General features: G+C 28.3%; 25 protein-coding genes. 17 read left to right on the forward strand and 8 right to left on the reverse strand.

The window, feature by feature from the left end; all coding sequences use genetic code 11:
* The first annotated feature begins 64 nt into the window (after positions 1-64).
* Positions 65-1,057, forward strand: coding sequence for a type I glyceraldehyde-3-phosphate dehydrogenase (gene gap / locus BLV71_RS11845; protein WP_093870752.1), 993 nt, complete (start codon positions 65-67; stop codon positions 1,055-1,057).
* A gap of 68 nt (positions 1,058-1,125) precedes the next feature.
* On the opposite strand, the gene BLV71_RS11850 is transcribed toward gap, so the two are convergent.
* Entirely contained in the window at positions 1,126-1,506 is a 381-nt protein-coding gene (locus BLV71_RS11850; protein WP_093870753.1) for a Rid family detoxifying hydrolase, read from the reverse strand.
* Positions 1,507-1,532: 26 nt separating this feature from the next.
* The gene (locus BLV71_RS11855; protein WP_176974395.1) at positions 1,533-4,241 is read right to left on the reverse strand and encodes a putative LPS assembly protein LptD; all 2,709 of its coding nucleotides are present in this window, start codon (positions 4,239-4,241) and stop codon (positions 1,533-1,535) included.
* A gap of 92 nt (positions 4,242-4,333) precedes the next feature.
* On the opposite strand from BLV71_RS11855, the gene BLV71_RS11860 reads away from it, so the two are divergent.
* The 5 genes from BLV71_RS11860 (at position 4,334) to BLV71_RS11880 (ending at position 9,393) form a co-directional block, all read left to right on the forward strand.
* A complete protein-coding gene (locus tag BLV71_RS11860) occupies positions 4,334-5,560 on the forward strand; it encodes an N-acetylmuramoyl-L-alanine amidase family protein (RefSeq protein WP_093870754.1) in 1,227 nt (408 codons plus the stop codon).
* A 65-nt stretch (positions 5,561-5,625) separates the two neighbouring features.
* On the forward strand, positions 5,626-6,585 hold the full coding sequence (locus BLV71_RS11865) for an MlaD family protein (RefSeq protein ID WP_093870755.1): 960 nt from the start codon (positions 5,626-5,628) through the stop codon (positions 6,583-6,585).
* Positions 6,586-6,599: 14 nt separating this feature from the next.
* On the forward strand, positions 6,600-7,202 hold the full coding sequence (locus tag BLV71_RS11870; protein ID WP_093870756.1) for a carboxymuconolactone decarboxylase family protein: 603 nt from the start codon (positions 6,600-6,602) through the stop codon (positions 7,200-7,202).
* A gap of 16 nt (positions 7,203-7,218) precedes the next feature.
* Positions 7,219-8,535 (forward strand): 4Fe-4S dicluster domain-containing protein, encoded by a 1,317-nt coding sequence (locus BLV71_RS11875; protein WP_093870757.1) that lies wholly within the window; start codon positions 7,219-7,221, stop codon positions 8,533-8,535.
* A gap of 78 nt (positions 8,536-8,613) precedes the next feature.
* A complete protein-coding gene (locus tag BLV71_RS11880) occupies positions 8,614-9,393 on the forward strand; it encodes a (Fe-S)-binding protein (RefSeq protein WP_093870758.1) in 780 nt (259 codons plus the stop codon).
* A 77-nt stretch (positions 9,394-9,470) separates the two neighbouring features.
* On the opposite strand, the gene BLV71_RS11885 is transcribed toward BLV71_RS11880, so the two are convergent.
* Positions 9,471-9,728: a hypothetical protein gene (locus BLV71_RS11885; protein ID WP_093870759.1), complete on the reverse strand. Its 258-nt coding sequence runs from the start codon at positions 9,726-9,728 to the stop codon at positions 9,471-9,473.
* Between the two features lie 549 nt (positions 9,729-10,277).
* On the opposite strand from BLV71_RS11885, the gene BLV71_RS11890 reads away from it, so the two are divergent.
* The 10 genes from BLV71_RS11890 to BLV71_RS11935 all read left to right on the forward strand — a co-directional run bounded on the left by BLV71_RS11890 (position 10,278) and on the right by BLV71_RS11935 (position 19,391).
* A complete protein-coding gene (locus tag BLV71_RS11890; RefSeq protein ID WP_093870760.1) occupies positions 10,278-11,465 on the forward strand; it encodes a glycosyltransferase in 1,188 nt (395 codons plus the stop codon).
* A gap of 82 nt (positions 11,466-11,547) precedes the next feature.
* A complete protein-coding gene (locus BLV71_RS11895; RefSeq protein ID WP_093870761.1) occupies positions 11,548-12,762 on the forward strand; it encodes a response regulator in 1,215 nt (404 codons plus the stop codon).
* A 101-nt stretch (positions 12,763-12,863) separates the two neighbouring features.
* The gene (locus BLV71_RS11900; RefSeq protein WP_093870762.1) at positions 12,864-13,262 is read left to right on the forward strand and encodes a hypothetical protein; all 399 of its coding nucleotides are present in this window, start codon (positions 12,864-12,866) and stop codon (positions 13,260-13,262) included.
* Between the two features lie 89 nt (positions 13,263-13,351).
* Positions 13,352-14,299 carry a 1,4-dihydroxy-2-naphthoate octaprenyltransferase gene (gene menA, locus BLV71_RS11905; RefSeq protein WP_093870763.1) on the forward strand — a complete coding sequence of 316 codons (948 nt, stop codon included), beginning with the start codon at positions 13,352-13,354 and terminating at the stop codon, positions 14,297-14,299.
* A 20-nt stretch (positions 14,300-14,319) separates the two neighbouring features.
* Positions 14,320-15,126 (forward strand): DUF4349 domain-containing protein, encoded by an 807-nt coding sequence (locus BLV71_RS11910; protein ID WP_093870764.1) that lies wholly within the window; start codon positions 14,320-14,322, stop codon positions 15,124-15,126.
* Between the two features lie 4 nt (positions 15,127-15,130).
* Positions 15,131-15,808 carry a metal-dependent hydrolase gene (locus tag BLV71_RS11915; protein WP_093870765.1) on the forward strand — a complete coding sequence of 226 codons (678 nt, stop codon included), beginning with the start codon at positions 15,131-15,133 and terminating at the stop codon, positions 15,806-15,808.
* Positions 15,809-15,827: 19 nt separating this feature from the next.
* Entirely contained in the window at positions 15,828-16,343 is a 516-nt protein-coding gene (locus BLV71_RS11920; protein WP_093870766.1) for an SRPBCC family protein, read from the forward strand.
* A complete protein-coding gene (locus BLV71_RS11925) occupies positions 16,343-17,380 on the forward strand; it encodes an o-succinylbenzoate synthase (RefSeq protein ID WP_093870767.1) in 1,038 nt (345 codons plus the stop codon). The genes BLV71_RS11920 and BLV71_RS11925 overlap by 1 nt, the downstream gene beginning before the upstream one ends.
* A 3-nt stretch (positions 17,381-17,383) precedes the next feature.
* Entirely contained in the window at positions 17,384-18,352 is a 969-nt protein-coding gene (locus BLV71_RS11930; RefSeq protein ID WP_093870768.1) for a CPBP family intramembrane glutamic endopeptidase, read from the forward strand.
* A 1-nt stretch (position 18,353) separates the two neighbouring features.
* On the forward strand, positions 18,354-19,391 hold the full coding sequence (locus tag BLV71_RS11935) for an AMP-binding protein (protein WP_093870769.1): 1,038 nt from the start codon (positions 18,354-18,356) through the stop codon (positions 19,389-19,391).
* An 11-nt stretch (positions 19,392-19,402) separates the two neighbouring features.
* Here the strand turns inward: BLV71_RS11935 and BLV71_RS11940 are convergent, their stop codons facing one another.
* Positions 19,403-20,509: an alkene reductase gene (locus BLV71_RS11940; RefSeq protein ID WP_093870770.1), complete on the reverse strand. Its 1,107-nt coding sequence runs from the start codon at positions 20,507-20,509 to the stop codon at positions 19,403-19,405.
* A 97-nt stretch (positions 20,510-20,606) separates the two neighbouring features.
* Between BLV71_RS11940 and BLV71_RS11945 the strand changes: the two genes are divergently transcribed.
* Complete coding sequence (locus BLV71_RS11945; RefSeq protein WP_093870771.1) at positions 20,607-21,452, forward strand: AraC family transcriptional regulator; 846 nt, start codon at positions 20,607-20,609, stop codon at positions 21,450-21,452.
* An 8-nt stretch (positions 21,453-21,460) separates the two neighbouring features.
* Here BLV71_RS11945 and BLV71_RS11950 read toward each other — a convergent pair whose 3' ends face one another.
* From BLV71_RS11950 to BLV71_RS11965, 4 genes are all read right to left on the reverse strand, one after another.
* Positions 21,461-22,333, reverse strand: coding sequence for an aldose 1-epimerase family protein (locus BLV71_RS11950; RefSeq protein ID WP_093870772.1), 873 nt, complete (start codon positions 22,331-22,333; stop codon positions 21,461-21,463).
* 151 nt (positions 22,334-22,484) lie between these two features.
* Positions 22,485-23,585: an SMP-30/gluconolactonase/LRE family protein gene (locus tag BLV71_RS11955; RefSeq protein WP_093870773.1), complete on the reverse strand. Its 1,101-nt coding sequence runs from the start codon at positions 23,583-23,585 to the stop codon at positions 22,485-22,487.
* Positions 23,586-23,652: 67 nt separating this feature from the next.
* Complete coding sequence (locus BLV71_RS11960; protein ID WP_093870774.1) at positions 23,653-24,228, reverse strand: Crp/Fnr family transcriptional regulator; 576 nt, start codon at positions 24,226-24,228, stop codon at positions 23,653-23,655.
* A gap of 85 nt (positions 24,229-24,313) precedes the next feature.
* On the reverse strand, positions 24,314-24,664 hold the full coding sequence (locus BLV71_RS11965) for a tRNA-binding protein (RefSeq protein WP_093870775.1): 351 nt from the start codon (positions 24,662-24,664) through the stop codon (positions 24,314-24,316).
* Positions 24,665-24,693 lie beyond the last annotated feature (29 nt).

The following is a 24,693-nucleotide window of genomic DNA, read 5'->3' on the forward strand; positions in this document are numbered from 1 at the left end:
AAAGCAAAAGAATTTTAAAAAAACTTTTCACTTTGTTTTTAAGTGAATAGATAAATAAAGTAGAATGATAAAAATTGGAATTAATGGATTCGGAAGAATAGGAAGGTTAGCGTTCCGTTCTGCCGTTCAAAGAGATAATATTCAAGTAGTGGCAATAAATGATTTATTAGATATAGATTATTTAGCATATTTGTTAAAATATGATTCAGTTCATGGTCGTTTTAATGGAACTGTTGAGGTTAAAGACGGTAATTTAATAGTTAATAATAAAGTTATTCGTGTAACAGCTGATAGAAACCCTGAAAATTTAAAATGGGATGAAGTAGAGGCTGATTATGTAATTGAATCAACAGGTTTTTTTACAGATAAAGATAAAGCAATGTTGCATATTAAAGGAGGAGCAAAAAAGGTTATTATATCAGCGCCATCCAAAGATGCTAATATGTATGTTATGGGAGTAAATCATGCTGATTTAACCAATGATGAAATTGTTTTTTCAAATGCCTCATGCACTACAAATTGTTTAGCTCCTTTAACAAAAGTAATTAATGATAATTTTGGGTTAAAAGAAGGTTTAATGACTACCGTTCATGCTGCAACTTCAACTCAGAATGTTGTTGATGGACCTAATAAAAAATGGCGTAGAGGTAGGTCAGTTGTTAATAATATAATACCAACAACTACTGGAGCAGCAAAAGCAGTAACTAAAGTAATACCAGAATTAAAGGGAAAGTTAACAGGAATGGCAGTAAGAGTTCCTGTAGCTGATGTATCTTTAGTAGATTTAACTTTTAGAACAGAAAAAGCAACCTCATTAAAAGATATTTTAAAAGCTTTAAAAGAAGCTTCTGAAGGAGATTTTAAAGGAATTATCGGTTATACCGAAGATGAAGTAGTTTCTCAAGATTTTGTTTCTGAACCTAGAACTTCTGTTATTGATGCTGATGCATGCTTAGAGTTAAATGAAAACTTTTTTAAAGTGATATCATGGTATGATAATGAATTTGGATACGCTACTAAAATAGTAGATTTATTAGAGTATTCTGCATTACTATAAGTTTTAAAGAAAGTATTAAAATAAAAAAACTCCCTTATTTGAAGGGAGTTTTTTTATTTTAACTGTAATTATTTTATAGCAATCATACTGATTTCTACATTTACAAATTTAGGTAAATTAGCTACTTCTACTGTTTCTCTTGCAGGTGCAGTTTCTTCATTGAAATAAGTAGCATACACTTCGTTAATTTTAGAGAAATTGTTCATGTCTGAAATAAAAATTGATGTTTTTACAACATTTTCAAAAGTCATTTCAGCAGCAGTTAACACTTCTCTCATATTTTCCATTACTTGTTTAGTTTCTAGTTCAATAGAATCTAAAACTAGTTCGCCAGTTTCTGGATTGAAAGCTATTTGACCTGATGTATATAAGGTGTTTCCACTTAATACTGCTTGATTGTATGGGCCAATAGGAGCTGGGGCTTTACTTGTTGTTATTATTTTTTTCATGAAATTATATGTGTGTTTGTTTAGTTTTAAAATAATACCCTATCTGGTGGTTTGTTTTTGTCCCATTTTAAGTCTCTTAATACAGATGACTTAACACCAATAAAAAAGTTGTAAGAAGCAAATTGACCGAAAGGAGTCCAAGAAAAATTAAAATTCCAACTATCTAAATCTCTAGCAAATCTTAATGTGGTATTAGTAAAGGCATTTCTTTTTATGTCATAACCAGAATTGATTCCTACTTTCCATTTAGGAGATAATTCCACATTACCGCTAAACATTAATGAATTGTTACCAATACCACTAACTATACCATTATTACTGTAATTAACGGCATATACTATATTAAGGTTCCAAGGAATGTTTGCTTTATATAAGTTAGCTTTTTTTGTAGTATTTTCAGAATTTAAATTGTTTTGAGTATTGCTAGGGTTAGAACTGAAATCATTTGTAGCGGGAAGGTTTTCTCCAAAAACATCAGGGGTGTTTTGAGCACCATTTCCAGATTTATTTTCACCTTTTTTTTCTTCTTTTTTGTCAAAATCTCTACTAGAAATAGAATAGTTTGCACTAATTCCAACATTTGTAATTCTAAATATATCAGAATTAAATTTGTCAATTAAATTCCCCTTGCTGTCTACTTGATATGGGTTTAGAGTAGCGTTAAGGTTTACTGCTAATTTATCTTTAAAAAGACGAGTACCTGCACTAGCTTGTACTGGGCTCCAGCGTAAACTATCGGCAGCAATATTATAGCTACTGCTAAAGTTTAAGTTGTTTAAAATAGTTATCTTTTGATCTTCTTCATCACTGTCAGGATCTTTGGGGGCTACTTTAGCTTCTAATACATTGTTTAAAGAAATACCTATTGAATTTGATACACCGCTTGCAGGAGTTCCATAAATCCCTCCCTCAAAAGGAGAGTAAGTTAATAAGTCGTTAGGGTTGCTACTTTGTTGTACTTGTAGGTTATGGTTTTTAGCAAAATCTGGTCGATAACCATAAGAAATTGAAGGTCTAAACGTATGTCTAATAGCTTTTAATCTTCCTTTTTTAAAGTTAAAAGTACCATATACATTAGTAGAAAGTGAAACTCCAAAATTATAATCATTAAAACGATTAAATCCACTTATAGTATCATTAACAACCGCACCTTGATTACCATTTGAATTACGTATATTAGGGTCAAAACGTTTATTAATTTTTCTAAAATACCAAACATCTTTATAATTTACACTTGGTGATAAAGTAAAATATTTAAAAGCTTTTATATTAGTATTTGCACTTGTGTTATGTTGAATTCCGGCATTTGCTTTTTTAAACATCATAGGTTTAAAAAACTCTGCATCTGTAGTGTTAATTCTATATTCTCCACTCATACTATAACCAATTCCCATTTTTTGAATAGGGTTATCTTTTAAACCACCTTTACCAGTAAAAGGATAAATTCTATCCATGTTTACTTGTAGTGAAGGAAGTGTCATAGTAATAGAATTATTGTTGGTGTTTTGAGAATGTGTAGCTGTAACATTCATGTTAAAAGGAGTGCCAACAAAGTTTTTAAAATATGATATAGAAGAACTTAAAGTGTTTGTTAATCGTTGAGAGTTATTTAACTCGTTAATAGATTGATTGTAATATTGACTACTACCAACATTAACAGAAGCTGAAAATCGGGAGTTTGGACTCGATTTTGAATCTTGGCTATGGTTCCATCGAATATTGAAATTAGATCGTTTACTATAGCCAGTTAAACCTCTAACTCCTTCAATAATATTTTCAAATCTAACACTGAAATTACCACTGAATTTGTAACGTACGTAATAATCAGAGTCACTGCTAAGCCCCCAACTACCATTAGTATATATATCACCTAAAAGAGTTAAATCAAAATAATCACTTAAAGCAAAGTAATATCCTCCATTAGATAAAAAGAACCCTTGGTTAGAACGTTCACCATAAGATGGAATAATAAATCCTGAAGAACGTTTATCTGCTAAAGGGAAATATGCAAAAGGTAAAAATAAAGGAGTTGGAACGTCTGCTATTACTAAATGACTTCCTCCAACTATAATTTTTTTACCAGGTACTAGCTTTGCTTTATTTGTAGCAATATAAAAATCAGGATTTTTCTTTTTAGAAGTTGTAAAGCGAAGTTTACGCATAAAAACCGTTGAATCATTAACCCGTTTGGTTTTTTCACCATAAGTAATTATACCACTTTGAACAGTTTTAACTCCATAAACTAATGCCTTTTTTGTTTTAAAATTAAAAAGGATAGAGTCTTGTTCACTTTCTTGATCTCCTTGTTTAAAAACAGGTCTTTGATGGTAGCCTAAACTATCTTTTATACCTTTAGCGTACAAAGTGTTTTTCTTGTAATCTAAAATAATAATACCAGCTTTTAAATCTATATCGGTGTATGTAACTCTAGCTTTATTGTATAAAGTTACAGTTCTGTTTTTTGCATTTTGTATTGTGTAATCTTCAGCGTCATGGGTAATAATACCATCAATAACCTCTTTGGGTTTTATTGAATCAGTAACGGTTGAGTCTTTGATTTTTTTTAATTTACTTTCTTTTTTGACATTAAAAAGAGTGTCTTTAGAAATTTTTAACTCCTTTTTTTGTTGAGGTTTCTGAGAGCTAATCCCTTTTTTACCAAATTCTTGAGCGTTACTTAATTGAAAACAAAAAAGGTAGAAAGCTAAAAGTATGTAAGTTAGATTTGTTTTCAATATATTAAATACTATTTTTGTGTTTAATTAAATATATGGCTTACTATTTGCGTTAACAAATTTTAAATGTCAAAATTACTTAAAATTTATTGATGAAAATCTTAAAATTCACCAAAAATAATATCAAAAATTTAACTTTTATATTTTTTATAGGAATTACTTTTTTTACGTGCGTTACATCGGTAAACGCTCAAAAGAAGTATGTTGTTGTTCTTGATGCTGGGCATGGAGGGAAAGATCCAGGTAATCTAGGTAACGGATATAGAGAAAAAAATATAGCACTACGTGTTGCGTTAGATGTAGGTAAAGAATTACTAACATCTAGAGATATAAAAGTTGTTTTTACCCGAAAAAAAGACGTTTTTGTAGAGTTACATAACAGGGCGAAAATAGCAAATAACAAAAAAGCAGATTTATTTGTTTCTATTCATTGTGATTCATATTCTAAAGATAGAGCACATGGAGCAGGAACTTTTGTTTTAGGATTAAGAGGTAATAGCGGAAATTTAGAAATAGCAAAAAGAGAAAATGCTTCTATTTTATACGAAGATAATTACGAACAAAATTATGACTATAATCCAAACTCTCCTGAATCACTAATCGGTTTATCAGTGTTACAAGAAAAAAACTTAGATAATAGTTTAGCGATAGCTGGTCATATTCAATCTAATTTTTCTAATTTAAAAAGGTTTGACAGGAAAGTAAAACAAGATAACTTTTTAGTATTAAGAGAAACGATTATGCCTAGTGTTTTGGTAGAACTTGGTTTTTTAACTAATAAAGCTGAAGGCCGTTTTTTAAATACTAGAAGAGGTCAAATAAAAATGGCAAAAGCCATTGCTGATGCAATAAAGAAGTACGTTAATCAATTAAAAATTAATACAGTTGGGGGTAGTCTACCTGTAATTGTTGAAAAAACTAAAAAAGAAATTGTAGCTAAAAAGAAGCCAGCACCAAAAGAAATAGTTACTAAAAAAATAGTTACACCAAAAAAGAAAGTTAAAAAAGATAAAAAGAAAACTCAAAATATTGTTGTAAAAAAGCAAAAGATAAATAAATCTTTAATAGAGTTTAAAGTTCAAATTGCAGCTTCTAAAAGAAGTCTAACAAAAAATAATTTTAATTTAAAAGGATTGAGAAACGTAAAATCATTATTTATTGATGGGTATTATAAATATTATTATGGTAATACTGTTGTTTTTCAAGAGATTAAAAAGTTTTTGTCTGAAGCAAGAAAGGCAGGACATAAAGATGCTTTTGTTGTAGCCTTCAAAGGAGGAAAAAAGATTTCAATAAAAGAAGCATTAAAAACAAAGTAAATTAAATACTAACTGCCCAATAACTCCAAAATAATTGTTATTTTCGCTTGTAATAATTTTTTTAGATGTCTAAGGAGTTAAAAACAGGAATTGTAGCAGTTGTAATCATAGCATTATTTGTATGGGGGTATAATTTTTTAAAAGGACAAGATCTTTTTAGCCCAAATGCAAGACATTTTTATGTTGAATATGATAATATAAATGGACTAAATCAAGCTAGTTTAGTAACCATAAATGGATTAAAAGTAGGTAAAGTTGCAGAAATAAACTTTAGCTCTAATCCTGAAAGAAAAGGAAAAATAGTTGTTAAAATTTTTCTTGAAAATAAATTTAAATTTTCTAAAAATAGTATCGCCAAGATTTATTCAGCTGGTTTAATGGGGGGGCAAAATTTAGCTATTGTACCATTTTATGATGGCGAAGAAGCAAAAACTGGAGATTTTCTAAAAGGAAAAGTAGAGTCAGACCTTATAGCTTCTTTAAGTGAAAAGTTAAGCCCTAAAATAGAAAGTACATTGGTTGGTGTTGATACCTTGGTAAATGCTTTAAATCAAGTTCTTAATACTAAGTCAAGAGAAAGTTTAAATAGAAGTATTTTAGGACTTGAAGGAACTATTTCTGATGTTCGAAAAACTTTAGCTTCAGTAAATCACTTAGTAACTAGTAATAGATCAAATTTAGATTCTACTCTAAATAATGCTAAAAAAATAACAGATAATTTTTCTAAAGTGTCTGAAGAATTAGCCAAAGCTAACCTTTCACAAACGGTAAAGAAGCTTGAAACGGTATTAGCCAGTGCTAATGTCATATTATCAAATGTTAAAAGTGGTAAAGGAACTCTTGGTAAATTAATGACAGATGAAAAAATGTATACTAACTTAACAAACGCTTCTAAAGAAATGGAAGAGTTGTTACGTGAGTTAAAATTAAATCCAAAACGATTTGTACATTTTTCATTATTTGGAAAAAAAGCTAAGCCATTTAATAAAGAAAAAAATAAGAAAAATATAAGTAATACTAAATAAATATTATCTTTTTAATGAGTTGGATTAAAATAATTTCGTTTAATGAAGCGCAAGGAAAATTAAAAAGGTTATATTCAAAAGTAACAGGACCTAATAATAATGTAGACAACATTATGTTAATTCATGGCTTAAGACCACATACAATGGTAGGTCATATGTCATTGTATAAAAACGTACTACATAATAGTAATAATACACTTCCTAAATGGTATTTAGAAACACTAGGAGTTTATGTTAGTATATTAAATAAGTGTGATTACTGTATTGAGCATCATTTTTTAGGATTGAAAAAGTTATTAAAGGACGACGAAAAATCTGACTCTATAAGAAAACAACTTGAGTTAAATAGTTATGAGTCTATTCTAGATCATAAGTATATTGAAGGATTAAAGTATGCTGAGAAATTGACTTTAGAACCTAATAAGTTAATAGAAGAACATATAGAAAAACTGAGAAAGAAAGGATTAACTGATGGAGAAATTCTTGAAATAAATCAAGTGGTTAGCTATTTTAATTATGCTAACAGAACGGTTTTAGGATTAGGAGTTTCTACAAAAGGAGATGTTTTAGGTTTATCACCTAACAGCTCTGAAGACGATAATTGGAATCATCAATAAAACTAACAAATAATACATGGAAAATTACGTACCAAACATCTTTTTTGCAATTATTTTAATAGCAGGTATAGGATATTTTGTAATGAATGTTCGAAAGCTGATCAGAAATATTAAATTAGGTAAAGATATTGACAGAACTGATAGAAAACCAGAGCGATGGAAAAATATGGCTAAAATAGCTTTAGGTCAATATAAAATGGTTCGCCGACCTGTATCAGGAATTTTACACGTAGTAGTTTATGTAGGGTTTATTCTGATTAACATTGAAATGCTTGAAATAGTTATCGATGGATTATTTGGAACGCATCGTGTTTTTCAACCAATATTGGGTGATACTGTATATGGTTTTTTAATTGGGAATTTTGAGGTTTTAGCACTTTTAGTTTTTGTTGCTGTTATTGTTTTTTGGTTCCGTAGAAATATTGAAAAGGTAAAGCGTTTCTGGAGTAAGGAAATGAAAGGATGGCCAAAGAATGATGGGAATATCATTCTATATTTTGAAATGGTTTTAATGTCATTATTTTTAATAATGAACGCAACTGATGTTGCTTTTCAAGAAGCAGGAACCGGAAATGTTATTTCACAATTTATAGCACCTTGGTTTAATGGTTTTTCACATGAAGAATTACACACTATAGAAAAAGTTTCATGGTGGTTGCATATTGTAGGGATTTTAATATTCTTAAACTACTTGTACTATTCAAAGCACTTGCACATATTATTAGCATTTCCAAATACATTTTTTGCTAATTTAAAACCTAAAGGACAGTTTACAAATGTAGAATCTGTTACTAAAGAGGTTAAAATGATGATGGATCCTGATGCAGACCCTTATGCAATGCCAGAAGAAGGAGAAGAAGAAGGTGAGCCTGAAAAGTTTGGAGCATCAGATGTTACTGATTTAAATTGGGTACAATTAATGAATGCTTATACTTGTACCGAATGTGGTAGATGTACTTCGTCTTGTCCAGCTAACTTAACAGGAAAAGAATTATCTCCTCGTAAAATAATGATGGATACTCGTGATCGATTAGAAGAGGTTGGGAAAAACATAGATGCGAATGGAGGTACATTTAAAGATGATGGAAAACAATTATTAAACGATTATATTTCCCCTGAAGAATTATGGGCTTGCACAAGTTGTAATGCATGTGTACAAGAATGTCCTATAGGAATTGATCCATTGTCAATTATTATGGAAATGCGTCGTTATTTAGTTATGGAAGAGTCAGCGGCTCCTCAAGAGTTGAATATGATGATGACCAATATTGAGAATAATGGAGCACCTTGGCAGTATAGTCAAATGGATAGACTTAATTGGAAAGATGAGTAAAGTTTTAACTTAATTAAAAACTTTATAATAATGAAAAGGAGCATTTAAAATTAATAATAAAAACTAATAATTTACAATATGAACGTACCAACAATGGCAGATATGATGGCTCAAGGGAAACAACCAGAAGTGTTGTTTTGGGTAGGAGCAGCTGGAAGTTACGATGATAGAGCAAAGAAAATAACAAAAGCTTTTGTAAAAATATTACACCAAGCTAATGTTGATTTTGCAGTATTAGGTACAGAAGAGAGTTCAACTGGTGACGCTGCTAAACGAGCTGGAAATGAGTTTTTGTTTCAAATGCAAGCAATGACTAATATAGAAGTGTTGAATGCTTATGAAGTTAAAACTATTGTAACATGTGATCCTCATTCATTTAATACCTTAAAAAATGAATATACAAGCTTAGGAGGCAATTATGAGGTTTTTCATCATACTCAATATATAAGTAAATTAATAAAAGATGGTCGCTTATCAATAGAAGATGAGATTTTAAAAAATAAACGTTTAACATATCATGATCCTTGTTATTTAGGAAGAGCAAATGATGTTTATGAAAGCCCTCGTGAATTAATTCGTCGTTTAGGAGTTAAAATGACTGAAATGAAGCGTCATAAATCTACAGCATTATGTTGTGGTGCAGGTGGAGCACAAATGTTTAAAGAGCCAGAAAAAGGTGATAAAGACATTAATATTCTAAGAACAGAAGACGCATTAGAAACTAAACCACAAATAATAGCTACTGGATGTCCTTATTGTAACACAATGATGACTGATGGAGTTAAGTTTAAGGAAAAAGAAAACCAAATAGAGGTTAAAGACATTGCAGAGTTAATTGCTGAAGCAAATAAATTATAAAAATATATAACCGTTAATATAAAAAAGGCTGTCTTATAAATGAAGACAGCCTTTTTTCTTGGGGGACTTTTAGAAATTTAATAGCTATAAACTTTTGAATCTTGTAATATTAAAAAATCAGATAAGTTTGATTTAATAAAATTTTTAAGTTTATTAGAAAATTCATAAGTAGGAACAATATCAAACTTCTTGAGTTTTGTGATATAACAAAAAGTAAGTGCAATATCTTTATCTTTTAATAAGGTGTTACTTCTCGATCTAAAAACTTTAATTAGCATGTCATCTATGCTCCCTTTTTTAATAATACTATCTTGATTAATTGTAATGTTTGCCATATAATAAAATTTGGTTAATACTTATGTTAAAAAAATACATATCTAATTTACTGATAATTAAGTATTTGTGAAATAGGTGTATGCCCCTTAATTCATTTAAGGGGTTTCCCGTAGATTTTTAAGGGGAATCCATTAAGTGTCTGTTAATCTAGCGTTTACCTTTTTTTGTTTTTTTATAAATCAGTAAAACTTAAAACAAAATATTCTTGAAAAGAATATTTTGTGAGTATTCTTAAGTTACAAACTTATGTATGTTTTTGAAATACTATTTAAATAGATTTGGTAGCTTGAAAATTTATAGAGTCTAACTTTCCTATTAAAAATAACTCTTTTTTTTGTTAAAAAATAAGTTCTACGATACTAATATTTAGTGTGAGAATAATTGTAAATAAATTGATTTTTAAATAATTAGCACAATGTTTTTTTGCTAATTACTTTATTTTAAGTATATTCATAATATTAAAGTTATATATTTTATGTTTAGAATAATTGATTTATAGGGGGACGTTCGGTTTGTTTTATTATTAACCAAATGCTTATAAATAATTTATGAAACTAGCAATTATAACTGCTTATCCACCAAGTAAGGTAACTTTAAATGAATATGGTTACTATTTGGTGAAAAATTTTAGAGTAAAAAAAGAAATAACGGAGCTTATTTTGCTAACAGATGTTACCAAAGAAGCTAAGATTATTGATTTTAAAGAAAAAGGATGTAAGATATCTGTAGTAGAATGTTGGAAGTTTAATAAAATTTCTAATTTTTTAACTATATCTAAAGCTATTGAAAAAACTAAACCAGATGCTATACTGCTTAATTTGCAGTTCATGAAATTTGGTGATAAAAAAATACCTGCTGCATTAGGCTTAACGCTACCCTATATTTTTAAATTAAAAAAAATACCTACTATAGTATTATTACATAATATTTTAGAAAAGGTAGATTTGAATAAAGCCGGTTTTACTGGTAATAAAACACTTGCTTCTATATATAATTATATTGGTACAGTTTTAACAAAGCTCATTTTAAAAGCTAATGTCGTTACGGTAACTATTAATAAATACGTTGGAATAATAGAAGATAAATATAAAGCTACTAATATTAAGTGTATACCACATGGAACTTTTGAAGAACTAACTGAGCCTTCTTATAGCATTCCTAAAGGACCAAAAAAAATAATGACCTTCGGAAAATTTGGCACATATAAAAAGGTAGAAGTATTAATTGAAGCTGTTGAGAAATTAAGAGCAACAGAAGAAATAGATTTAGAAATTATTATAGCTGGTACTGATAACCCAAATGTTCCCGGATATTTAAAAAAGGTAAAAGAAACATTTAAGCATGTACCTAAGCTTGTTTTTACAGGTTATGTTGAAGAAAGTGCTGTTCCTAAGTTATTTGAAGAAAGTAGTGTTGTTGTTTTTCCTTATACTTCTACAACTGGCAGTTCAGGGGTATTGCATCAAGCGGGTAGTTATGGACGAGCAGTTGTGATGCCAAACATTGATGATTTAGCAACGTTATCTGAACAAGAAGGATATAAAGCTGAATATTTTGAAACTGAAGATGCAAGTAGTTTAGCTACGGCTTTAAATAAAATAATTAAAGATGATACTTACAGAATGTCATTAGGAAAAGCCAATTATGAAGCAGCTACCAAATACCCAATGTCTAAAATAGCACAAATGTATTTAGATACGTTTAATACTATTATTAGTGAAGTAGATTTAAAATAAAAACTTGATTAGTAAAAATAACTTATTTCTTATATAATAAGTTATAAAAATAAATATAACCCGTCCCTATAAAAAAAGAAACATGAAAATACTTATTATTGATGACCAAGAATTAGTTTTATTACCAATTGAAAAGAGATTAAAAAAATTAGGCTATGAAGTGAAAACGGAAACAAATGGATTTAATGGAATTAAATTATTTGATTCGTTTAGTCCAGATCTTGTAATATTAGATATTAATATGCCTATAATTTCTGGATTTGATATTCTTAAACATATTAAAAAAAATAAAAAATCAACATCAAAAATAATGATATTATCGGGAAGTACTGATAATAATGATGTAGTTAAAGGTTTTGATTTAGGAATCCATGATTACATGAAAAAACCAATTAGTTTAAATGAAATCTGCGTAAGAACTAAACGTTTAATTGGAGTACCGGAATTACAAGAAAGCAATACAAATTTTAATGAAAATATAATTATTCAGAAAAGAGTAGTTGGTGTTGTAATTCCCTGTTATAATGAAGAAGAAAGATTATTAAAAGATGAATTTTTAAAGGTTTTAGATAATTATTCAGGGTATTATTTATGTTTTGTAAATGACGGAAGTTCTGATAGAACTTTAGAGGTTTTAGAAGAGTTGAAAGTAGGAAGAGAAGATTATATAACAATATATAATTGTGAAAAGAATGGTGGGAAAGCTGAAGCAGTAAGACAGGGAATGCTGTACTTACAACGTTATAAAGCTTTAGATTATGTTGGTTTTTTAGATGCAGATTTATCTACTGATTTTAATGATTTTGAAGATTTAGTGGTAACAATTGAAAATTCAGATTATAAGATAGTAAGTGGTTCTAGAATTCAAAGAATGGGAGCAAATATTGCTAAAGATTCTGCTAGAGGTCTTATAAGTTTAATCATAAACTATATTATAAGAAAAATCTTATCTATGGATATTAAAGATACCCAATGTGGTGCTAAAATATTTAGAAAAGATGTGGTAAGATTACTGTTTAGTGAAAAGTTTTTAACTAAATGGTTGTTTGATGTAGAATTATTTATTCGATTAAGAAAAACTTTTAGTTTAGAGAAAGCTAAAAAAATGATATGTGAACAACCTTTAAAGCGATGGATCCATGTTGATGGTTCAAAATTATCAATGAAAGATTCATTTAAGATTATTTTTCAATTAGGACAAATAATATGGAAATATAGAAAAAGGGAAGAAAAAATAGAATATCAACGAAGTTTTAAAGCAAAAATGACTTCATTAGAACAGAGTAGTTCTATTTAAGATATAAAACTTTCTTAAAAGTGTATTGTACTCTTATGTATATGTTTTTATGGTATAAACTTTGTTATTAGTGTAAGCTAATAATCAAAATAATATACAAAATGAAATACTTTTACACCCTTCTGTGTTTATTTCTTCTTTCATGTAACGATGTAGATTTCTCGTTAAATGAAAGTGATTTTTCATCAGTTACTTTTAAAGTAAATAGTAATGATACTAATCATCAGGCAAAAATAAGAACAGTATTTATTGAGTCAGGTTTTTTTAAATTTGATGATACATATGATGTTGGAAGTTTACCTTTTAAAAAATCATACAATGGAGAAATTAATTTTACTGCTAGTTTAGCTTTAGAATATCAAGATAAAACTACCAAAAACTTTGGAAATTACTCAATTGATATACAAATGTTCAGAGATAATATTTTAATTCAAGAAAGAGCTTTTATAATAGATTCTCCAGGAAAAAAGGTTAGTTTCGATGTTATGATAAATAAATAAAAATAGAATAAAAAGGAATGATAAAAAGGAAGATGTAGTCTTCCTTTTTTTATGTGTAAATATTTATCTTTGAAAATTATATTGGATAAATGAAAAACTACATAAAAGCAGCACGCCTGCGAACTTTGCCATTATCAGTATCAGGAATTATTGTTGGAGCTTTTTTAGGGAACTATGATTGTTTTATTACTGTTCAAGATACTTTTTTTAATTCAACGGTATGTGTAAAAAGAATACCTTTATACCAATCAGGAATTTTCTGGTTAGCAATTTTAACTACCATAGGTTTTCAAGTATTGTCTAATTTTGCTAATGATTATGGAGATGGTATTAAAGGAACTGATAACGATAGAAAAGGAGAAGCAAGAATGGTGTCATCTGGAGTAATTACACCTAAACAAATGAAAAGAGCAATGATTATTACTGCGATTATAACGTTAGTGATAGCTTTATTACTTATTTATGAGGCTTTTGGAAAAGAAAACTTTTTATACTCTGTAATTTTCTTTGCACTTGGAGTTTCATCTATAGTAGCAGCAATAAAATATACAGTAGGTAAATCTGCTTATGGGTATAGCGGATTTGGAGATGTCTTTGTTTTCATTTTCTTCGGTTTATTATCAGTAGTAGGTACTTATTTTTTATATGTAAAAGAGTTAAACTTCGTCATTTTTTTACCAGCTTTTACTGTTGGTTTATTAAGTACTGCAGTGTTGAATTTAAACAATATGCGAGATAGAGTAAATGATGCAAAATCAAATAAAAATACACTAGTTGTTAAATTAGGAGCTGAATCAGCAAAATATTATCACTATAGTTTATTAGTTAGTTCTTTCTTATTTACTTTCTTATACACAGTAATACAATATCAATCACCATTTCAATTTTTATTTATAGTAGCGTATATTCCATTAATAAAGCATTTGATTTTTGTGATGAAAAATAAAGAGGAAGTGTTATTAGATGGAGAATTGAAAAAAGTAGCTTTAAGCACATTTTTATTTGCCATCCTTTTTGGATTAGGACAAGTTTTGTAAATTTAAGCAAAAACGAGTTTATGAAAACATTTTTTAAATTAATAGTCTTATTTATTTTTATTGTTGGTTGTAAGGATAACGAAAAAATAAGCTATGGTTATTCGGAAATTGCTTTTGATGAAGATTATTCTGTACAAGGAAATCTTTTAAAAGAAGAAAAAAATCATTCTGAAACTCCTTCAAAGGAGCGGAAATTAATTAAAAATGGTTCTATTGAATTTGAAGTAGTTTATTTGAAAAAAACTAGAGCTAAAATTCTTCAAGCTGTTAAAAAGTATAACGGATATGTTTCAACGGATAATGAATATAATTCATCTGATAGAAAAAGTACAGTAATAAATATAAGGGTTCCAGCCAGTAATTTTGATATTTTACTAAAAGATATTTCTGAAGGAATTGAGAGTTTTGATCAAAAAAATATTAGAATTAAAGATGTTACAGAACAATTTTTAGATGTAGAAGCTCGATTAAAAAACAAAAAAGAGTTAGAGAAAAGATATTTAGAAATTCTTAAAAAGGCTAAAAGCGTAAAAGAAATTTTAGAAGTAGAAAAAGAAATAGGTAAATTAAGAGAAGATATTGAAGTTGCTGAAGGAAAACTAAAATATTTACAAAACCAAGTATCATTCTCTACATTAAATATCACTTTTTATAAAACAATTTCTAGTCAAACTAATTTTGGTAAAAATATTTCTGAAGCTTTTAAAAATGGTTTTAAAAATTTAAAAACATTTTTAATTTTTATAATTAATATTTGGCCATTCATATTATTAATATCTCTAGTTTTTTATTTGTTTAAAAGATGGAGAAATAAAAGAAAAAAATAAAAAAATGAATATTACTTTTTACGGACATGCTTGTTTTGGTATAGAAATAAATGGAACCAATTTACTTGTTGATCCATTCATAACAGGAAACTCTCAAGCAACTCATATAGATATTGAAACAATAAAAGCTGATTATATTTTACTAACACACGCACATCAAGATCATGTATTAGATGTTGAGTTGATAGCTGAAAAAACGGATGCTACTATTGTTTCTAATTATGAAATAGTAATGTATTATAATGCAAAGAATTTAAAAGGGCATCCTGTAAACCATGGAGGTACATTTAAAACTGATAAATTTTCTGCTAAATATGTAAATGCAATACATACTTCATCTTTTGCTGATGGAACTTATGGAGGTCAACCAGGAGGTTTTGTAATTAGTTCAGGGAATAAATCTTTATACATTGCAGGAGACACAGCAGTAACAATGGATATGAAATTAATACCGATGACTACAAAATTAACAGCTTCTATTTTTCCAATAGGTGATAATTTTACAATGGGAGTTGAAGATGCAATTATAGCATGTGATTTAGTAGAATGTAATAAAGTTATTGGATGTCATTTTAATACATTTCCTCCAATAGAAATAAATACAGAAGATGCTAAAAAACAATTTTCAATTAAAGACAAAGAATTAACCTTGTTAGCAATAGGTGAATCTATAACAATATAAATTTATAAATAGTACTATCATGAAAACAGTAAAAATTATTTTAGGAATTATCATAACATTGTCTATTGCTTTTTTTGCTACAGGGTTAATAATTAAAGAATTAAATTATGAATCTAAAGTAACTATTAATAAACCAGTAGAAGAAGTTTTTGCTATTTTTAATAATGATGAAAATTTATCAAAATGGATTCCTGAAATTAAATCTATTAAAGAAATCAATAAAGTTGATGGAATGGTAGGTAGTACCTACGCAGTTACAGTGATAAGTCAAGGGCAAGAAATGACTCTAGAAGAAAAGGTGTTAGCATATGAACCGAATAAAAAAGTAAAGTTAATGTTCAATGGAGGAGGAATGCTTAAAACAGACGACTATATATTTGAAAGTAATGGAGGTAATACTATAATTAAGCTAAAGGCAAACTGTAAAAGTACAGGGTTTATTTTAGGATGTATGTTACCATTTGTGAAAGGGAAGTTACAGGAACAAGACCAACAATATCTTACTAATTTTAAAGAGTTTGTAGAAAAAAACTAATGATAAAAGCAAACTATAAACAGTACCTGTTAAATTTTAAACAAGCAAGTGGAACTTCACGAGGTGTTTTAAGAACTAAAGAAACGTGGTTTATAATTCTTGAAGAAGAGGGAAAGAAAGGCTATGGAGAGTGTGGTTTGTTTAGAGGGTTGAGTATAGATGACACTCTTGATTATGAACAAAAATTAAAGTGGGCATGTTCAAACATTAATTTAGGGGTAGAAAAACTCTTAAGTAGCTTAATTGAATACCCGTCTATTCAATTTGGACTTGAACAAGCATTTCTATCATTAAATAGTTCTAACCCTTTTGAATTATTTCCATCAAATTTCACTGAAGGGAAAAGTGAAATTTCTATTAACGGTTTAATTTGGATGGGAGACAAAACATTTATGCAACAACAAATTAAAGATAAGTTGCAACAAGGGTTTACTACTATAAAAATGAAAATAGGGGCAATAGATTTTGAAACAGAAATCGCATTGTTAAAATCGATAAGAAAAGAGTTTTCTCCTAATGAAATAGAGCTACGTGTTGATGCTAATGGGGCGTTTAAACCTGAAAATGCATTAGATAAATTGCAAAGATTATCTGAATTAAAAATGCATTCTATTGAACAACCTATTAAACAAGGACAATGGCAAGAAATGGCTAACTTATGTAAAAAAACACCTTTGCCAATTGCTCTAGATGAAGAATTAATTGGCGTTTTTTCAGAAGAAAAAAAGCAAAAATGTATTGAAACTATACAACCACAATACATTATCTTAAAACCAAGTTTGGTAGGTGGTATAAAAGGTAGTAATGAATGGATTAAGATAGCAGAAAAATACAACGCTGGTAACTGGATAACAAGTGCGTTAGAAAGTAATATAGGGTTGAATGCTATAGCTCAATGGACGTTTACATTAAATAATCCATTACCCCAAGGATTAGGAACTGGAAGTTTATTTACGAACAATTTTGAGAGTCCTTTAGAAGTGAAAAATGGAAGTTTACAATATGTTACTAACAAAAAATGGAATTTTAAAATATAGAATATGAATTTTATACAGCAGGCATATAAAGGAGAAAATAAATGGTATTTGTATATACTTGTTATTTTTATTGTTTTTTTTGGTTGGCAATTTTTAGGTGTAATGCCTTTAGCGTTAACAGCAATTCTCCATTCAGCTGATGTTGCTGAATTTACCCAAGCAGCTAATGATAATTTTATGACATTAGATATAAATAAAAACTTGTTTTTATTTATGATGATAGTAATGTTTGCTTTGGGATTACTTTTTTTGTTTATAGGAATCAAGTTTGTTCATAAAAGACCTGTAAAAACAATAGTAACAAGTAGAAACAAAATTGATTGGAAACGTTTTTGGTTTGGTTTTTTTACTTGGGGAATTATTTCATCATTAGTAATTGGAGTTGGTATTTTATTAGAACCAGAGAGTTATGTATGGAATTTTAATGCCGTACCTTTTTTTACTTTAGTAGCTATATCCTTTTTGTTTTTACCAATACAAACTAGTTTTGAAGAACTTCTTTTTAGAGGTTATTTTATGCAGGCTTTAGGAATTTTAGTAAAAAATAGATGGCTTCCTTTACTTATAACATCAGTAGCCTTTGGTTTATTACATGGGGCTAACCCTGAAGTTGAAAAATTAGGGGCTGTTTCTATGGTGTTTTATATTGGAACTGGGTTGTTTTTTGGAATAACAACATTAATGGACGAAGGAACTGAGTTGGCTTTAGGGCTACATGCCATTAATAATATCGTAGCAGCATTTTTTGTAACGACAGATTGGACAGTTTTTCAAACAAATGCATTATTTATAGATACCTCTGAGCCTTCAGTTGGATTGGAGATGTTTCTTCCAGTATTTGTTTTGTATCCTTTAATGTTAATATTCTTTTCTAAAAAATATGGATGGAATAACTGGAAAGATAAACTTGTAGGAAAGATAAGTGCTCCAGCAGGTGATGAAGTATTAGAAGACATAGGCAAAGTAAATTAATATGAATATTGATTTTCAGTTAAATAGTCGAAGTTTTACAGATGTGGAGGAATTATTAGAGTATTCTAAAAGTTTATCTGTTGATAGTTATCATTTTTTCTCTAATTGGTTTAATGATGAAGATTTTATTGTAGTACAAACTTCTGGATCAACAGGTACTCCTAAATCTATACAATTAAAGAAAGAGCACATGCGTAATTCAGCTATAGCTACTGGAACTTTTTTTAATTTAAAAGAAAAAACTACAGCGCTTTTATGCATGTCTACTAACTATATAGCAGGAAAAATGATGTTGGTAAGAGCATTAACTTTAGGTTGGCATATTGATGTGGTTGAACCAAAATCTAATCCACTTGATGGTATTGATAAAGTTTATGATTTTTCTGCAATGGTACCTTTACAGTTACAGGCATCTTTGAATGAAATATATAGAGTGAAGAAATTAATAGTTGGTGGTGGTGTAGTTTCAACTGATTTAGTAGAAAAAATACAAGGAATCTCTACAGAGGTTTTTGCTACTTATGGTATGACTGAAACTATCACGCATATTGCTGTTAAAAAGTTAAATAATTTTTCTTCATCGAAAAATAGACCTGAACAATCTTTTTATAAAACATTACCTAATGTACTTGTACAAAAAGATGAAAGGCAATGTTTAGTAATTAAAGCATCCAAAGTATCAGAAGAAATAATAATAACGAATGATGTTATAAAATTAATATCTGAAACTGAATTTGAATGGTTAGGACGGTATGATAATGTTATTAATTCTGGAGGAGTAAAATTACATCCTGAAGTAATAGAAGAAAAACTTTCGAATATTTTATCACAGCGTTTTTTTGTAGCTGGAGTTTCAGATACTGTTTTAGGAGAAAAGTTAATTTTAATTGTTGAGGGGAAGAAATGTAGGTTAGATTTAGATAAAAACATTTTATTATCTAAATATGAGTACCCAAAAGAAGTGTATTTTATTTCTGAATTTATAGAAACAGAAACAAAAAAAATCCAACGTAAAAAAACATTGGATTTACTATTTTAAGGATAAGTTTTTTACTTTTTTATGAAAGGATAATCAGTATAGCCTCTTGTGTCTCCACCGCCAAATAATGTGTGATTATCAATCATTTCGTTCATTTTTAAATTCATTTCAACTCTTTTTGGGTAATCAGGATTGGTTAAAAATCTTCTACCAAAACCAACTAAATCAACTAAGTTTTCTTTTAATAACTCATCAGCTTCTTCTGGAGTTTTATTTCCAGTAGCTATAATAGTTTTACTAAATATATTTCTTAATTCTTTTCTAAAGTTGATTGGAATTTGAGGAGCATCATCCCAATCAGCTTCACATAAATGAATATAAGTTATACCTATTTTTTCTAGCTTTTTAGCAGCTAACATTATTATTTCTAAAATCTCCGGATCATTCATATCTTTAAAACTTATAAAAGGTGATAAGCGAACACCAGTTTTATCAGTTCCAATTTCATTTACCACTGCGTGAGTTATTTCACTTAAAATACGAATCCTATTTTCTTTACTTCCCCCATATTTATCTTTTCTAATGTTAGAGTTACTTCTTAAAAATTGGTCTATTAAATACCCATTAGCTCCATGGATTTCAACACCGTCAAATCCAGCATCTATAGCATTTTTAGCAGCTATTTTAAACTCTTCAATAACTTGTTTAATATCATTTGGGTTCATTTCTTTTGGTTCTTCAACAGGAATAAAAGTTGCGTCACCATTAGGAGCACCATCAAAAATGTAGACATTGGTTTCTTTGGCTATTTTTGAAGATGGGCCAATAGGTTGTAATCCATTTACTCTTGAACTTGATACTCTACCTACATGCCATAATTGTAAAAATATTTTACTTCCTTTTTTGTGTACTTCTTCAGTAATTAATTTCCATCCTTTAATTTGTTCAGGGGTATAAATCCCTGGAGTTTTAGCATATCCCTTTGCTTGTAAGGAAATTTGAGTAGCTTCAGTAATAATAATACCAGCAGAAGTTCGCTGTCCATAATAAGTAGCCATTAATTTATTAGGAATGTCACCAGGTTGGGCAGCTCTTGAACGAGTCATAGGTGCCATTAAAAAACGATTTTTTAATGAGATTCCATTCATATTATATGGTGTAAATAAAGTAGTTTTCATTTTTGTATTAGGATTTGTTAGTACAAAGTTATGTCGTGTAATTAGTGGTATTGATGTATAAATTCATTATATATTTGTATAAATATGTGAATAGCTTATGGCAACAAGATTTAATCTAGAAAAATCATTAGATGTACTAGAGTTTACTTCAATTAATGAGTGGGGACATCCTAAGCATAAACATAATTTTTTTGAGCTTACCTTTATTTTAAAGGGAAAAGGGAAACATGTACTAAATGAAAGTATAATTAATTATAAAGAAGGAGATTTGTTTTTTTTAACACCTAAAGATGAGCACGAGTTTTTAATTTCTGAAACGACTAAATTTGGAATTATAAAGTTTACTGAGCAACTATTTATTGAAAAAACAGAATTCTTTTCTAATACTAGTTGGAAGAATCGAGTTGAGAGTGTAATTTTTCATACCAATACAATTACTGGAAATATTGTAAAAAATGATGTTGATAGAAAACAATTGTTTGCTTTATATGAACTAATTAAAACAGAAATAAAAAATACGTCTGTTTATAGTAGAAATGTATTACTTGAATTATTTGGTGCTTTACTTATTATTGTTTCAAGGAATATAAAGGCAAGCTTTGATTTATCTGATAACATAATCCTTTCAAAGAAAGAAAGAATAGAAAATATATTAAGTTACATACGTCAAAACATACTTGATAAAGAAAAAATTAAAATAAAAACAATAGCAAAAGAGTTTAATATGTCTCCTAATTATGTAAGTGTATTTATAAAAAAAGAAGCTGGTATTTCCATTCAGAACTATGTAACGAATTCGAAGATGAAAATAGCTGAGCGTTTATTAAAACAAACAAACTTAAATATGTCAGAAATAGCAGAAAAAATAGGGTTTGTTGATTCGAGTCATTTTAATAAAACTTTTAAAAAATATTTTGGTAAAAACCCTAGTGAGTATAATTAATTAAAGTTTTAAAAAACTTCAAAACGATATTCATTTTCATAGGTTTTATTTACAGAAAGTTCTTGAATTCCCTCTTTAGTTGAATAAACTTGATCTGTATTTTCATTATCCGCAATACCCATCCATGGTTCAAAACAAATGAAAGGAGTGTTTGTTTTTTTTGTCCAGAAGGCTAAATATCTCCAATTAGGAATATGTAAATGTATTCCATGATTATGTTTTTTAGACTTTAAAGAAACCTTTTTTGATTCAATTCCTTCAAACATTAAAGCATCATTTTTGAATAAATCATAAGATAGATCTATTTGTTGTTCAAGATTTATTGTTTTAGAAATATTATTTCTGAATCCAGTTTGTGGGTTTAAAAACAATTGGGTAGGTTTCTCTGCTTTTTCAAATTCAAGGTAATAATCGTTAAAAGAAGTTCCTTTAACAAGAGGACAATTAAAAGCTGGATGTGCGCCAATAGAAAAAAATATTGTTGTATCGTCAACATTAATGACTTTGTAATTAACTAACACTTGATTTTTTTTCAATTCATAACTAACTTGTAGGGTGAATTTAAATGGGTAGTTAATTAGTGTTTCTTTTGAATAAGTAAGTTCAAAAGTAATTTTAGAAGTAGTTTTATTAACAATAGAAAACTCTAAGTCTCTAGCAAACCCATGTTGAGGTAATTCATAAAATTCACCATTTATTTTATAGGTATTACCTTTTAATTTACCAACAATTGGAAATAAAATAGGAGCATGACGTTTCCAAAAAGTTGCATCACCATTCCATAAATAATTTAACTTAGTTTCTTTAGAGTATATTTTAGTTAGCTCTGCACCTAATTTTTTAAATTGAATAGTTAGATATTCGTTTTCTAATGTAATCATTATTTTAATAAACAGATTTTAATTAAAGGTATAAAATAAAAACATAAACACCTTAGTAATGTTTGGTGTTTATGTTTTTAACACATATTAATATTGAATTGTGCATACTTTATAAAGTAAAGATAGTGGTATAAATAAGTTGATTAAGTTTTTATTCCAATTTAAACTTCCCTATATGATTAGCAATATCTCCACCAATGTATATGTAACCATTATGTTCTTCAATTGAACTGGCTTCAGCTACAAATTTACCTGTAGTATCATAATATGTTTTTAATATATCTCCTTTTTTACTTACGTGCATAATCATTCCAAAAGAAGCTACTTTAGGTTGTAACCAAAGAGGAAGGCCATAAACAATTTTCTTAAGTAGTGGGCTAGGCTGTATCTTATCTAACATATCATCTCTTTTAGTAGAAAAACCAAGCCAAAAACTACCATCTTTCCTTCTTGAAATTCCGTTTGGAAATCCAGGTAAATTTTCTAAAAAGATATCTGTTTTCCCTTTATTATCACCTTTCAGCCAGTATCTAATTATACGATATTTAGTTAAGTCTACCATTAAAACAAACTCATCATTTTCAGATACAGCAACCCCATTACCAAAATAAGAGCCATCAATTAAAGTCTTAACATTTTTTGTAATTGGATTAAAACTATAAAGACCACCATCTGGCTTAACTTCCATTAAGATTTTCCAAATATGTTTTCTGCTAAAGGATATTTTTGATGATGTATTTGAAAAATAAATGATTCCATCGCTTGCAATATCTACATCATTAGGGATTATAAATTTATTACCTTTTTCATCTTCTTTGGCTAAAGTTGTTATTTGGCCTTTTTTATCAATACTTATTAGTCCTCTTTTTAAATCGCAGGCTATGAGGTTTTCATTTTTATCAAAATGTAATCCAGCTACCCAAGATTGAGTATTACAAAAAACGGATATTTTTCCTGTAGTGTCAATTTTTAAAATTCTCCCATCTGTGAAATCTGTTTCTGTAATATGAACACCACAATATAGATTTCCTTGGCTATCTATTGCTATGTCTTCAGGTCCGTACCAACCATTTAAATTTACTTTTTTTGTTGTTTTTAGTAATTCGTTTTTTGAGAAAACACCGTTAAATTTAGGGTTTACTGGTGGCTTCCAAGCAGAAGGTTTTAGAGAACAAGCTTTAAATAAAATACTAGTTATAAAAAGAACTATTGCGGTGGTAATTGATACTTTAATTATAGAAGTAAACTTCATTGTATTTTTGTTTTAGATTTATTAAAACAAAGAAACAATAGGTATAAAGTACCTGCATTGATATTTGTTAAGAAATAGTAATTTCCTTTCTAACTCTACTAAGAGATTCAGGCGCAATTCCAAGAAAACTTGCTATTTGATGTTGCGGTACTCTTTGGACAATTTTTTTATTATACTTTTTTATAAAATCTAAGTATTTCTCTTTAGCGGTTTTTGTTTGCATAGTAGAAGTTCTCTCAAGAGCACACAAATAATTTTTTTCAGCTAAAATTCTACCTAACTTTTCAAAATTTGCTGATTTGGTATATAATTCCGACAAAGAATAATATGATAATTCATAAACGCAACTATCTTCAATAGTTTCTAAAATTTCTAAAGAAGGAGTTTGATTTATAAAGCTAGAAAATATAGATATGAATTGGTTATCACATGAAAAATAAGAATTGATTTCTTTGCCATCTAGAAAATAATAAGACCTTAGTAATCCAGAATCAATAAAATATAAGTTTTTAGCAATACTTCCTTCTTTAATGATTAATGTTTTAGCTTTTACGTCTCTCTTTTTTAAAAGAGATTTAAAAACACCCCACTCATTATCTGTTAAACCAATAAGTTCTTCTAGTATTTTATGTAATTCATTCATTTTTGAATAAAATCTAGTTTGTTAATAACAATGCAATTTTCTTTATAAAGAATAGCTACTATTAAAACTATTACTTTAATAGTAGCTATCCTATTCTGGTTCCGTTTTTAATATTTCGTTCAGGAGCTATAAGAGTTACTTCCTTATTCTCACCAATTCCACCTAAAACTAAACATTCACTCATCATAGTTGCTATTTGTTTTTTAGGAAAATTAATAACAGCAATTACTTGATTACCAATTAATTCTTCAGGGGTATATAGTTTTGTTATTTGAGCTGACGTTTTCTTGATTCCATATTCACCAAAATCTATTTGCATTTTGTAAGCAGGATTTTTAACTTCTTTAAATATTTCTGCAGTTATAATAGTACCAATTCGCATTTCAACTTTTGTGAAATCACTCCATGTTAATTCGTTATTTTGAATGTTATTCATTGTTTGTGTTTTAAGCTATTTTATTAGTA

Origin of the sequence: Tenacibaculum sp. MAR_2010_89, from assembly GCF_900105985.1 — a bacterium.
Lineage (GTDB): Bacteria > Bacteroidota > Bacteroidia > Flavobacteriales > Flavobacteriaceae > Polaribacter > Polaribacter halocynthiae.

Coding starts and splice junctions, on each gene's coding strand:
- gap (WP_093870752.1), top strand. CDS start 65: ATGATAAAAATTGGAATTAATGGATTCGGAAGAATAGGAAGGTTAGCG.
- BLV71_RS11850 (WP_093870753.1), bottom strand. CDS start 1,506: ATGAAAAAAATAATAACAACAAGTAAAGCCCCAGCTCCTATTGGCCCA.
- BLV71_RS11860 (WP_093870754.1), top strand. CDS start 4,334: ATGAAAATCTTAAAATTCACCAAAAATAATATCAAAAATTTAACTTTT.
- BLV71_RS11865 (WP_093870755.1), top strand. CDS start 5,626: ATGTCTAAGGAGTTAAAAACAGGAATTGTAGCAGTTGTAATCATAGCA.
- BLV71_RS11870 (WP_093870756.1), top strand. CDS start 6,600: ATGAGTTGGATTAAAATAATTTCGTTTAATGAAGCGCAAGGAAAATTA.
- BLV71_RS11875 (WP_093870757.1), top strand. CDS start 7,219: ATGGAAAATTACGTACCAAACATCTTTTTTGCAATTATTTTAATAGCA.
- BLV71_RS11880 (WP_093870758.1), top strand. CDS start 8,614: ATGAACGTACCAACAATGGCAGATATGATGGCTCAAGGGAAACAACCA.
- BLV71_RS11885 (WP_093870759.1), bottom strand. CDS start 9,728: ATGGCAAACATTACAATTAATCAAGATAGTATTATTAAAAAAGGGAGC.
- BLV71_RS11890 (WP_093870760.1), top strand. CDS start 10,278: ATGAAACTAGCAATTATAACTGCTTATCCACCAAGTAAGGTAACTTTA.
- BLV71_RS11895 (WP_093870761.1), top strand. CDS start 11,548: ATGAAAATACTTATTATTGATGACCAAGAATTAGTTTTATTACCAATT.
- BLV71_RS11900 (WP_093870762.1), top strand. CDS start 12,864: ATGAAATACTTTTACACCCTTCTGTGTTTATTTCTTCTTTCATGTAAC.
- menA (WP_093870763.1), top strand. CDS start 13,352: ATGAAAAACTACATAAAAGCAGCACGCCTGCGAACTTTGCCATTATCA.
- BLV71_RS11910 (WP_093870764.1), top strand. CDS start 14,320: ATGAAAACATTTTTTAAATTAATAGTCTTATTTATTTTTATTGTTGGT.
- BLV71_RS11915 (WP_093870765.1), top strand. CDS start 15,131: ATGAATATTACTTTTTACGGACATGCTTGTTTTGGTATAGAAATAAAT.
- BLV71_RS11920 (WP_093870766.1), top strand. CDS start 15,828: ATGAAAACAGTAAAAATTATTTTAGGAATTATCATAACATTGTCTATT.
- BLV71_RS11925 (WP_093870767.1), top strand. CDS start 16,343: ATGATAAAAGCAAACTATAAACAGTACCTGTTAAATTTTAAACAAGCA.
- BLV71_RS11930 (WP_093870768.1), top strand. CDS start 17,384: ATGAATTTTATACAGCAGGCATATAAAGGAGAAAATAAATGGTATTTG.
- BLV71_RS11935 (WP_093870769.1), top strand. CDS start 18,354: ATGAATATTGATTTTCAGTTAAATAGTCGAAGTTTTACAGATGTGGAG.
- BLV71_RS11940 (WP_093870770.1), bottom strand. CDS start 20,509: ATGAAAACTACTTTATTTACACCATATAATATGAATGGAATCTCATTA.
- BLV71_RS11945 (WP_093870771.1), top strand. CDS start 20,607: ATGGCAACAAGATTTAATCTAGAAAAATCATTAGATGTACTAGAGTTT.
- BLV71_RS11950 (WP_093870772.1), bottom strand. CDS start 22,333: ATGATTACATTAGAAAACGAATATCTAACTATTCAATTTAAAAAATTA.
- BLV71_RS11955 (WP_093870773.1), bottom strand. CDS start 23,585: ATGAAGTTTACTTCTATAATTAAAGTATCAATTACCACCGCAATAGTT.
- BLV71_RS11960 (WP_093870774.1), bottom strand. CDS start 24,228: ATGAATGAATTACATAAAATACTAGAAGAACTTATTGGTTTAACAGAT.
- BLV71_RS11965 (WP_093870775.1), bottom strand. CDS start 24,664: ATGAATAACATTCAAAATAACGAATTAACATGGAGTGATTTCACAAAA.